Here is a 10,752-nt window from a genome sequence, read left to right as displayed (position 1 = left end):
CACGGTACAAGCGGTTGCTCTGACCGATCTCACGCGTCGGGAAATGGGGATTTTGGTGGTTTTGGCGTTGCTTACACTACTGCTGGGACTTTTTCCCAATCTGCTTTTCTCGCTGAGTGGACCAGCGGTGGAGGAGTGGTTCAAGATTCTGAGATAATTGGGTCGTCGCTTTACTGTCTGCACTCTTTCCACAAAAAATAGAACATTCCTTATTTACAACTTTTGCCGGAATATTATTTCCCCTAACAACCGTGCCGCTTAAAGAAATTTTAAGGATATTCGACGCTTACAAACAGAAATGACCTTATGCTGAGCCGCGTTGCCAACTCGATATACTGGATGAACCGTTACATGGAGCGGGTGGAAAATTACGCCCGTTTCGTGGGCGTAAATTTTAACATGGCTCTCGACTTACCGCCTGATGTGGACGAGCAATGGGGTCCACTACTGACCGCCACGGCGGACAATTTTCTGTTCGAAGAATACTTTGAAAAGACTACCCGTGAGGATGTTATCTACTTCATGACCTTTGATAAGCGTAATCCCAATTCAGTAGTGAGTTGTCTTTATGAGGCCCGCGAGAACGCCCGTACCATCCGCGAGAGCATCTCGAAAGAAATGTGGGAGAGCATTAACGAGTTTTACCTTTTCATCCGCAGCACGCCCACCGATAATTTCCGCAACCTCGACCTGATGCAGGATTTCTTCGCCGAAATCAAGCGGCGTTGCCAGCTTTTTCACGGCGTGGTGGACTCGACTATTACCCGCAACGAGGCCTGGCACTTCGGGCGGCTGGGGCGGCACCTGGAGCGGGCTGACAAGTCGTCGCGCTTCTTAGATGTGAAGTACTTTACGCTGTTGCCCGACATCGGCGGCGTCGGCTCCACGCTCGATCTGATGATGTGGACCGCCGTGCTGAAATCGGTGAGCGCTTATAGCATGTACCGCCAGACTCACGCGGCCCTCACGCCGATGAACATCGTTTCGTTCCTGATTTTGGATAAATTGTTCCCGCGCTCCATCGCCTACTGCGTGCGGCAGGCCGAGCTTTCACTCTACGCTATTGCGGGCTCTACGCCCGAGCGGGGTTTTAGCAATCCGGCGGAGAAGGCAATTAGCAAACTACGTTCGGACATTGAGTTCACTAATGCCGAGGATATTTTCAAAACGGGTTTGCACCAGTATTTGGACAATTTCCAAAGCCTCAACAATGAGGTGGATAGCGCCATTTTCGACATGTACTTCGACGCCAAACCTATTCAGTCCCAAGTCCAAGGCACGATGGGACAATACCAAAGCCAAAACGGCCACCAGTTTCAGGCGTTCCGGCTCAACTAATTTTGAATGAGTGAATGGTAGAATGATAGAAAAGTGATTACGCTTTGTTCTATCATTCACCGCACGGGCGACACCGTCATTCTATCGTTGAAAACTATGACCTACTGTTTAGGTATAAAAGTGGCTTCGGGCCTAGTGGCTATTGCCGACACGCGGTTGACCTCGGGCACCGAGGTTTCTACCAATAAGAAAATCTCGGTGCATCAGTTCGAGCATCACTCGATGTTTATCATGACGTCGGGGCTACGCTCGGTGCGCGACAAAGCCATTACGTACTTTAAAGAGGTATTGGAGGAGCAGGACCACAGCTTCAATAAACTTTATAAAGCCGTCAATGCCTTCGGAGCGCAGGTACGGCGGGTAGCCACCGAAGACCAGGCCGCCCTGAGTCAGGCGGGGCTGGCGTTCAACCTGTTTTCCATAGTGGGCGGACAGCTAGAAGACGACGACGAACACAAGCTTTTTCTGCTCTATCCTGAAGGCAACTGGGTGGAAGTCGGGCAGGGCTCACCGTTTTTTATCATTGGCAACTCGGGTTATGGCAAGCCGTTGCTTTATCGAAGTTTGCGTTATGATTCTACGTTACAGGATGCTTTGAAGATCGGCTTCCTGTCGTTCGATTCCACGCGGGTGAGTTCCAATGATGTCGATTATCCGATCGACGTGATCATGTATGAAAAAGATGGCTTCCGCATGGTGGAACATCGTTTTGAAAAAGACGACCTGGACTTCGTTGCTAAGCAGTGGAGCGTGCTGTTGCAGAACTCCGTCCAAAAACTTCCGACGGAATGGATGGAGCCAATTTTATCAAAATCATTCGAAACCTCATGAATCTACGGGTCAAGCATTCCCTGCGCTACACTTACGACCAGCCCGTGGCGCTTGGGCCGCACGTTCTGTACCTGTACCCCAAAACCTACCCGCACCAGCAAATTCTAAACTACGCGCTGCACATTGACCCGCTGCCTTCTAAGGTAGTTCGAAACGTAGACGAGGAAGGTAACGTCCAGCAAGTGGCTTACTTCGCCTTCAATACCAGCTTCTTTACCGTGGAAGCCGAAATGACGCTTCGCTCAGATCCGTTCAACGTTTTCGACTTCGTCCTCTTTCCTTTTGAAACCCAGAACATTCCTTTTCGCTATCCCGATCGAGCACAGAAGTACCTGGCCCCGTACCTGAGCCGCCACGAAATTACGCCTTACGTCGAGCAATTTGCCCGGCAGATCGCCACCCAGGCCAATTGGGCCACGGTGCCCTTCCTGACACTTTTGAGTCAACACATTCATGACAATTTCTTTTACCAACATCGGGCCGAGGGCCGGGCTTTTCCGCCCGAAACTACCCTGCGCGGGCAGAAAGGTTCTTGCCGCGACTATTCGAGCCTGTTCATCGCGGCTTGCCGCAGCCTGGGTGTCGCAGCCCGCTTCGTCAGCGGCTATCTGTATGGCAATCCTGCCCAGGCTCACGAACTACACGCTTGGGTGGAGGTATTTCTGCCTGGGGCGGGATGGCGCGGCTTCGATCCCACGGAAGGGCGGGCGATGATTAACAACCACGTTTGTTTGGGCGCATCCGCCGATTCTGATCAATTGGCCCCCGTAATGGGGACTTTTCAGGGGAATGCCGCAGCCGTACTTACCGCTTACGTAGAAATCGAAGAAGTTGCGGGCTAAAATGGGGCAAATGGCATTTAAATAGCTACTTTTGTTGTCCCACCAAGTAAAACAAGAAGTGACGCTCATTAAATCTATATCAGGAATCAGAGGCACCATCGGTGGGCAAATCGGTGATGCCTTGACTCCTATTGACGTTGTGAAATTCGCCGCTGCCTACGCCACCTGGCTGCGCCGCACGGCCCCCAAAAGTAATTCTATCGTAATTGGCCGCGACGCCCGGTTGTCGGGTGGTATGGTCAGTCGGCTCGTAGCTGCCACGCTACAAGGTGTCGGCTGGGATGTAATCGACCTGGGGCTTTCAACTACACCAACCGTCGAAATCGCCGTGACAGCTGAGGAGGCCGCCGGAGGAATTATCCTCACGGCCAGCCATAACCCCATGCAGTGGAACGCCCTGAAATTGCTTAATCAAGCGGGTGAATTTATTTCCGGCGAAGACGGCGCGGAATTACTGCGGCTGGCTGAGGCGGAGGACTTCGATTTTGTGGAAGTAAAGAAGTTGGGCGGCTACCGCACCGATGAAAGCTACCTGGCCAAGCACATCAACCTGATTTTAGATCTGGATTTGGTGGATCGAAAAGCTATCGCTGCGGCCAATTTCCGCATCGCGGTGGACGCCGTTAATTCTACCGGCGGCATCGTGATACCCATGCTGCTGGAATCGCTGGGCGTGAATTCGGAAAATATATTTAGAATCAACTGCGATCCGTCGGGAAACTTCGCCCACAATCCTGAGCCACTGCCCGAACACTTGCGCGAGATTCGGCAGGAAATCAAAAACGGCTCCTACAACCTGGGCATTGTAGTCGATCCCGACGTGGATCGTCTCGCCCTGATTTCGGAGGACGGCTCGCCTTTCGGCGAGGAATACACATTGGTAGCCGTAGCGGACTATGTTCTGAAGAATAAAGTCGGCAACACCGTTTCTAACTTATCTTCTACCGTGGCCCTGCGCGATGTGACTGAGAAAGCAGGCGGGAAGTACTTTGCCTCCGCTGTGGGAGAAGTCAACGTGGTAGAAATGATGAAGGCCAACGACGCGGTCATCGGTGGCGAGGGGAATGGGGGTATTATTTATCCCGAATTGCACTATGGGCGCGACGCGCTGGTAGGTATTGCACTGTTTTTAAGTCACTTGGCCAAATTCGGTAAATCAGCCTCCTTTCTGCGCGGCACCTACCCGAAGTACAACATTTCAAAAAATAAAATCGAACTCACGCCGGAGACGGACGTGGATGCTATCCTGGAACGCATCAAGTCGCGTTACCACAAGCAGCCGATCAACACCATCGACGGTGTCCGCATCGAGTTTGATAGAGAGTGGGTACACCTGCGCAAGTCCAATACCGAACCCATCATCCGCATTTATTCTGAGTCCGAGACATTAGCGACGGCGGACAATCTTGCCAATAAGATCATTTCAGACATTAAGGAAGCGATGTCGGAAAGGGTTTAGTTTTTTGAGGCACGAAGTGACTAAATAGGCGGAGGGGGAGTTCCAACCTTTTCCTGTCAATGATGCTCTTTTCATAAACTCAACCTAAAAATTATGTTTATGAAAAAGTACCTTGGGATTTTCGTTTTGGCTCTGCTGACTTTGGTTGTTTCCTGTACAAAGGACAAGGTTGATAAGGATGAAGTGCTTTCCTGCTCAGAATGCGGGAAAAAGACAGGAGAACTTACGGATCGGCGAGGAGTCGTGCTCTACGACTCGACTTTTGCCCGCTATTATATCATGATGCATGTACCGGGTACGATCGACTCTTTCGATGTAGGCTATGTTTGCGATCTGTCTGAAGAACATCAAAAAGTTGGCAAACACGTGGAGGTGGGCGGCAGCTTATTTCTCACCTCCCTTGCCCCCAATCGTTCCTTTTGCTGTCTTAAAAGGTCGTATTGTCTAAAGCTGTCTTCTATATTGTGGAAAAGTGAGGCATGATAAGCAGATTGGCATTACAGCTGCCAAATCGACCCATCCACAAATCCACAACAATTCAACGACTACACGATTCAACAGTTAAACAGAAATTGAAAGTTTTTTTCGATAACGCCGCCACGACCCGCCTGGACCCCGAAGTCCTGGATGCGATGATGCCCTTTTTGACCGAACAATTCGGTAATCCTTCGTCTATCCACGCGCACGGGCGGGCGGTGCGGTCGGCCATCGAGCGGGCGCGAAAGACAGTAGCCGGGTTACTGAATGCGGCCCCAGCGGAGATATTCTTCACTTCCGGCGGCACCGAGGCGGACAACACCGCCATCAGGAGCAGCATCGAAACGCTGGGCCTGACTCACGCGATCACCTCTCCCGTAGAGCATCACGCGGTGTTGCACACGCTGGAACATCTGCACAAGCAGGAAAAAGTAGCGTTGAGCATGGTGCGACTGGACGAAAAGGGAAGCGTGGACTTGGCGCATTTGCAAGAACTGCTAAGCAGCAACCCGCGCTCACTAGTGTCTCTCATGCAAGGTAATAACGAAATCGGTAATCTGCTCGATCTACAAGTCGTCGGCGAGCTTTGTGCTGAGTACGACGCCATCCTGCACAGCGACACCGTGCAGACGATGGGCCATTATACCCATGATTTGCAGGAAATGAAAGCCCACTTTATAGTCGGTGCAGCGCATAAGTTTCACGGACCCAAAGGCGTCGGGTTTCTGTACGTGCGGCCCGGTACCAAGATCGAACCATTTATGTTCGGTGGGGCGCAGGAGCGGAATATGCGCGGCGGCACCGAGAATGTGTATGGTATTGTGGGACTGGCCAAAGCCCTCGAAATCGCTTACCGAGACATGGATAACCACCGTCGGCATATCGAGGAATTGAAGAAATACATGATCGCGCAGCTTCGCGCGAATATTGAAGGAGTATCTTTCAATGGTAGTTCGGCGGATTTAGAAAATAGTCTTTACACGGTACTGAATGTTAGCCTGCCTTCTTCGGAATTGAACGACATGCTGCTATTCAATCTCGATATCTCCGGGATTTCTGCGTCAGGCGGTAGTGCCTGCTCGAGTGGCTCTAATGTTGGCTCGCACGTGTTGGGGGCGTTGAATGTCAGCCCCGGACGGGGCAATGTCCGGTTTTCTTTTGGAAAGTACAACACCAAAGCGGAAGTGGATTATGCCGTTTCTACGCTGGTAGGACTATATGAAAAAGAGGGGGTTTTGAAGTAAAATCCCTCACTTTACTTCATGCCATCGCTTCGCAATGCGGAGAGTATAGTCCACGAACTCGATCATGCCTTTTGTATAGGTTTCATTCCCCGTGGGCGTTCCGTCTTCTTCCAGGTTCTTACCCGTTTCGTGCGACTCGAAGAATAGGGGTGAAACTATAGCTTCCTGCTTGGTGAAGCCGATAAGTTTGTTGATAATCATACTTACTTCGATGCACGGCTGTCGCCCGCCGCGGCCCGCCGAAACACCGACCAAAGCAAATACTTTATTGTTGAATAAGTGTAAAAACGGCTTTTTCCCTAACTGATGCAGCGCATTGATGAGCTGACCGCTCGTGATCCAGTTGTACTCGGGTGCAGCCATAACTACCAGGTCGGCGTCGCCCCAAACCGTTATCAACTTTTCTTGAAAATCGGATAGATTGTCTTCGTCCAAAGTACCCTGCCCGACCATTGGGATGTCGATTTCCCTAAAATCTACAAGCGACGTATCGCTCTCGTGCGCGGAAATCAAAGATTTGAGGTACTTGGCTACTTTAAGAGAATTGCTGTTCTGGCGTGGGGAAGTGGAGATAATGGCTACTTTCATGGAAGGTTGTGGATTTGCTTATGTGTTTGTTTGTTTGGTTTTAGAACTTTGCTACTACTGAACCGCTTAACTTTGTGCCTTTGTGCCTTTGTGCCTTTGTCCCTTCCCTACCCCTCCTTCACTAAATCCACCAGCGTCTCGACCCAGATGTCGCTGTCGTTCAGGCTTTCTACCAATTGCCAATGTTTGCCGCCGTTTTCTTCAAATAACTCTTTGTACTCATCACCGATCTCGATGGTCGTTTCCAGGCAGTCGGCTACGAAGGAGGGCGAAAATGCCAGCACGCTCTTGACACCGCGTCCGGCCAGTTCCTTGATAATGTCGTCGGTGTAGGGCTTAATCCAGGGTGTTTTGCCCAGACGCGATTGGAAAGCGGTCGTATAAGTACCTTCAGTCAAGCCCATCTCTTTGACTAACAAGCGAGTCGTCTCGAAGCACTGCGCGCGGTAGCAAAACTGATTGTGGCGATTGGCAGTATCACAGCATTTTCCTAGTTGGCATTGCTTCCCAGTGTAGTCACCTTTCAATATTTGCCGCTCAGGCAGACCATGGTAGCTGAACAAAATGTGGTCGTAGTCGCGCTCGGCCAGGTACTTTTTACCCGCCCGTACGAAACCCTCGATGAATTTCGGGTGATCCAGAAAGCGATTCAAAAATCGAACTTCGGGAATTACCTGCCACTGACCCAGAATTCGCATGACTTCCTCATAAACCGAACCCGTAGAAGCCGAAGCGTACTGAGGAAAAAACGGGATGACGGTGATTTTGGAAAGTCCCAGTTGCCGCAATTCGTCCAAACTACTTTGAATACTTGGGCTTTGGTAGCGCATTGCCAACTTTACCACGTAGTCATTACCCAAGGCTTTTTGCAGCATTTCCTCCACCGCATAACCATAAGTCTTCAGCGGAGAACCAGCATCGGTCCACAATTCCTTATAGACTTTGGATGATTTGGGAGCACGAAAAGGCGCGATGATCAGATTTATGAGCATCCAGCGCGAGGTGTACGAGATGTCGATCACGCGGCCATCCATCAAAAATTCCCGCAGGTACTTGCGCACATCGGGCGTATTCGGACTATCGGGTGTGCCGAGGTTGACAATCAGGACGCCCGTTTTGCCGATGGATTTTTTAGTGGAAACCGTTGCTGCAGTTTGGATCTGGGTGTTCATTTTTTAAAAAAAATTGCAGGTATCCTTTTATCGTGTCGTCGTACACGCGCACCTACGTCAACGTATAGTTCGCATATGCACCTGTGTGTATTTTAGTATTACAAGGAAGGTTTCTCGAACGACTCGAATACAGATTTTGGAAGTTTGTCGAATACCTGGATGTCCGTTAGTTGCCGCTGACCGCGGTCGCCGGAGAGCATCACTTTGCCGTAGGGCTTGTAAGATTTCCAGGGCATCGTGAAGTTAGGCTTGTCGTTGTCGGCTTTGGAAAAATACGCCCACTGCGTCACCATTTTAGAATCGGGGCTGATCCAAACGTAGTACTTATTCTGCGGCGTATCGCCCACTTCTTCGAAGGTCATCTGCAATTTCTCGGCGGCGGCGCCATCTTCAGTTTTATCCTCGCCCATGTATTTCAGCGTGACGCCCGAATCTTTCAGCTTGTACGGCATCAACAGCCAATACGAATCGTTGATCCAGGCACTCTTGGCTTGTTTCACGTACTTGGCCACTGAGTCGGGCTGGGTGATTTCCTGGCCGTTTTTCATTACGCGGCCCTTGTCGGTATTCACGTTCAGCAACACCGTCTGGTCATTCTTCAAATTCTCTACCCGCACGTCACCCGTCCATTTGTCCCAGGTCAGGCGGCGGTTGTCGAAGAAATTCCAGGTAATGTAATGCGTATTGTCCCAATTTTTGCGCCCGCCCATTGCGTCCATCGCGGCATCGGCGAGGGCAACCGCCTTAGCGTCGGAGCCGTCGGCGTTGAAACCTTTGGCAGCGGGGTTGGAGGATTTTTGAGCATTTGTCGAAGCCGTAAAGCCGCCGACGAACAGGGCGATAAGCAAGCAGTATTTTTTCATTTCAATCGTATTTTTGGGGTTTTATAAAAATCATAATTTACACATTCTCTACAACTAAAAAAAGATAAGGCTGGTTTGCCAAAAAATGAAAACAACCTGTGTGCGAGCTTCTGGGAAGTTTTTAACGCCTGACAGCGAGTCTCCTCAAAAGTTGGGATGGAGTCATACTCCCAACAGCCGCCACACTCCCGATACGAAGAAAAGCACCAGTCCCACGGGCGTCAGTACTTTCCAGCCGAGGTACATGAGTTGGTCCACGCGCAGGCGTGGCAGTGTCCAGCGAACCCACATTTGTACCAGCACACCTAGCAGGGCTTTGGACAACAGCCAAAACGCCCCCATTATATATCCTAACCAGGTACCTGGCTCACCGCTCGTCCAGTCGGCCAGGCGGGCGGGGCCGATATTAGGAAAGGGCGTGTTCCAACTACCCAGGAAAAGTACCGCCCCCAGCAGCGACACCAGCAGCATCATTCCGTATTCCGACAGCATCAGCAGGGCGTAGCGCATTCCCGAATACTCCGTGTGAAAGCCGCCGACCAGTTCCGATTCACCCTCGGGCAGGTCGAAGGGAGCACGGTTGCACTCGGCCAGCGAAGCGATGAAAAAGATGACATAGACAATGAGCAGGAACGGGTTCCTAACGATGTTCCAGGATAGAAACCCGCCTACTCGCGTCACGTCTACGCCCAAATCCTTTAACCCAAAAAGATAAACGGGTTCAAGGGAATAAATTCCCTGTTGGAAGCTAATGACCTGCAAGTCGAGGGTTTGGGTGAGCATCACTACGCAAAGCACCGATAGCCCGAGCGGTATTTCATAACTGACAATTTGCGCCACAGCGCGCATCGCCCCGAAAAGCGCGTACTTGTTATTCGAACCCCAGCCTGCCATCAGAATGCCGATCACATCCACTGACAAAATAGTTAGTGAGTAAAATACGCCCACCGCTGCACCCGAGCCGCTTAGCCCCGGTGCCAATGGCATGACCGCGTAAGCTGCGAACACCGCCGCAAAAATTACGAAAGGGGCCCCCAGAAACAGCCATTTATCGGCGGCTTTGGGAACGATGTCTTCCTTTTGTAATAGTTTCAGAAGATCGGCAATGAGTTGCAGCAATCCCCATTTCCCCACCTCCATCGGTCCCATCCGATCCTGGATAAAAGCCGAAACCTTCCGCTCAAGGTACACCCCCACCACCACGAAGCCGGGAACCATGAGGAGGAAGATGAGGAGCGTTAGTGGTGGCATGGGGGTGTTTCGGTGGCGTTATGCTTGAGGCACAAAGGTCCAAAGGCACATAGGCACAAAGTGAAATGTCCGTATGGTTTTGAAATAGTAGTTCGGAATCTGGCGCAAGCCCCTTTGTGCCTTTGGAACTTTGCCCCTTTGTGCCTCCATTCCTTAAAACTCTGCACTCTTAGGGAAACGCGGGAAAGGAATGACGTCGCGGATGTTATTCATGCCTGTGACGAACTGAACCAGGCGCTCGAAGCCAAGACCGAAGCCCGCGTGGGGGGCTGTGCCGAATTTTCGGGTCTCGAGATACCACCACAAGACTTCGGGTTCGATGCCGACCTCGTGGATGCGCTCGAGCAGAACGTCGTAGTTTTCTTCGCGCTGACTGCCGCCGATAATTTCGCCGATACCGGGGAACAGTACGTCCATGGCCCGCACGGTGGGGGCGGGAGCTGCGTCCGATGCTTCGTCCACCTTCATATAGAAGGCCTTGATCGAGCGCGGGTAGTTGGTCAGGATCACGGGTTTCTCAAAGTGCTTCTCAACCAGATACCGCTCGTGCTCGCTCTGCAGGTCCACACCCCATTTCACGTGGTACTGGAACTTCTTCTGCTTGTGCGGCTTGGAATTTTCCAGAATCCTGATCGCCTCCGTGTAGGTAAGTCGTTCGAAAGGATTGTCGGCCACGAAGCGGAGTTT

The 10,752-nt window shown here is 51.3% G+C and carries 11 protein-coding genes; 6 read left to right on the top strand and 5 right to left on the bottom strand.

Going from position 1 to position 10,752, the window contains the following annotated elements; genetic code table 11:
• Window positions 1–306: 306 nt before the first annotated feature.
• The 6 genes from ACEW8P_RS15430 to ACEW8P_RS15405 all read left to right on the top strand — a co-directional run bounded on the left by ACEW8P_RS15430 (window position 307) and on the right by ACEW8P_RS15405 (window position 6,191).
• Entirely contained in the window at window positions 307–1,338 is a 1,032-nt protein-coding gene (locus ACEW8P_RS15430; RefSeq protein WP_373513974.1) for an alpha-E domain-containing protein, read from the top strand.
• A 96-nt stretch (window positions 1,339–1,434) separates the two neighbouring features.
• Window positions 1,435–2,169, top strand: coding sequence for a peptidase (locus tag ACEW8P_RS15425; RefSeq protein WP_373513973.1), 735 nt, complete (start codon window positions 1,435–1,437; stop codon window positions 2,167–2,169).
• On the top strand, window positions 2,166–3,011 hold the full coding sequence (locus tag ACEW8P_RS15420; RefSeq protein WP_373513972.1) for a transglutaminase domain-containing protein: 846 nt from the start codon (window positions 2,166–2,168) through the stop codon (window positions 3,009–3,011). The genes ACEW8P_RS15425 and ACEW8P_RS15420 overlap by 4 nt, the downstream gene beginning before the upstream one ends.
• Window positions 3,012–3,069: 58 nt before the next feature.
• Window positions 3,070–4,470: a phosphoglucosamine mutase gene (glmM, locus tag ACEW8P_RS15415; protein WP_373513975.1), complete on the top strand. Its 1,401-nt coding sequence runs from the start codon at window positions 3,070–3,072 to the stop codon at window positions 4,468–4,470.
• Between the two features lie 99 nt (window positions 4,471–4,569).
• Window positions 4,570–4,953: a hypothetical protein gene (locus ACEW8P_RS15410; RefSeq protein WP_373513971.1), complete on the top strand. Its 384-nt coding sequence runs from the start codon at window positions 4,570–4,572 to the stop codon at window positions 4,951–4,953.
• A gap of 89 nt (window positions 4,954–5,042) precedes the next feature.
• Window positions 5,043–6,191: a cysteine desulfurase family protein gene (locus ACEW8P_RS15405; protein ID WP_373513970.1), complete on the top strand. Its 1,149-nt coding sequence runs from the start codon at window positions 5,043–5,045 to the stop codon at window positions 6,189–6,191.
• A 6-nt stretch (window positions 6,192–6,197) separates the two neighbouring features.
• Here ACEW8P_RS15405 and ACEW8P_RS15400 read toward each other — a convergent pair whose 3' ends face one another.
• The 5 genes from ACEW8P_RS15400 to ACEW8P_RS15380 form a co-directional block, all read right to left on the bottom strand.
• Complete coding sequence (locus ACEW8P_RS15400) at window positions 6,198–6,779, bottom strand: NAD(P)H-dependent oxidoreductase (protein ID WP_373513969.1); 582 nt, start codon at window positions 6,777–6,779, stop codon at window positions 6,198–6,200.
• Between the two features lie 107 nt (window positions 6,780–6,886).
• A complete protein-coding gene (gene hemH, locus ACEW8P_RS15395) occupies window positions 6,887–7,951 on the bottom strand; it encodes a ferrochelatase (RefSeq protein WP_373513968.1) in 1,065 nt (354 codons plus the stop codon).
• Window positions 7,952–8,049: 98 nt separating this feature from the next.
• A complete protein-coding gene (locus ACEW8P_RS15390) occupies window positions 8,050–8,814 on the bottom strand; it encodes a DUF6503 family protein (RefSeq protein WP_373513967.1) in 765 nt (254 codons plus the stop codon).
• 162 nt (window positions 8,815–8,976) lie between these two features.
• Window positions 8,977–10,065, bottom strand: a complete 1,089-nt coding sequence (locus tag ACEW8P_RS15385; RefSeq protein WP_373513966.1) for an NADH-quinone oxidoreductase subunit H — start codon at window positions 10,063–10,065, stop codon at window positions 8,977–8,979.
• Window positions 10,066–10,218: 153 nt separating this feature from the next.
• Window positions 10,219–10,752 (bottom strand): amino acid--tRNA ligase-related protein (locus ACEW8P_RS15380; protein WP_373513965.1); only part of this gene is annotated, 534 nt, incomplete at its 5' end.

The organism is Persicitalea sp., assembly GCF_041751555.1.
Classification (GTDB): Bacteria; Bacteroidota; Bacteroidia; order Cytophagales; family Spirosomataceae; genus Persicitalea.
This window is presented reverse-complemented; position numbering and strand designations above follow the sequence as displayed.

Coding starts and splice junctions, on each gene's coding strand:
- ACEW8P_RS15430 (WP_373513974.1), top strand. CDS start 307: ATGCTGAGCCGCGTTGCCAACTCGATATACTGGATGAACCGTTACATG.
- ACEW8P_RS15425 (WP_373513973.1), top strand. CDS start 1,435: ATGACCTACTGTTTAGGTATAAAAGTGGCTTCGGGCCTAGTGGCTATT.
- ACEW8P_RS15420 (WP_373513972.1), top strand. CDS start 2,166: ATGAATCTACGGGTCAAGCATTCCCTGCGCTACACTTACGACCAGCCC.
- ACEW8P_RS15410 (WP_373513971.1), top strand. CDS start 4,570: ATGAAAAAGTACCTTGGGATTTTCGTTTTGGCTCTGCTGACTTTGGTT.
- ACEW8P_RS15400 (WP_373513969.1), bottom strand. CDS start 6,779: ATGAAAGTAGCCATTATCTCCACTTCCCCACGCCAGAACAGCAATTCT.
- hemH (WP_373513968.1), bottom strand. CDS start 7,951: ATGAACACCCAGATCCAAACTGCAGCAACGGTTTCCACTAAAAAATCC.
- ACEW8P_RS15390 (WP_373513967.1), bottom strand. CDS start 8,814: ATGAAAAAATACTGCTTGCTTATCGCCCTGTTCGTCGGCGGCTTTACG.
- ACEW8P_RS15385 (WP_373513966.1), bottom strand. CDS start 10,065: ATGCCACCACTAACGCTCCTCATCTTCCTCCTCATGGTTCCCGGCTTC.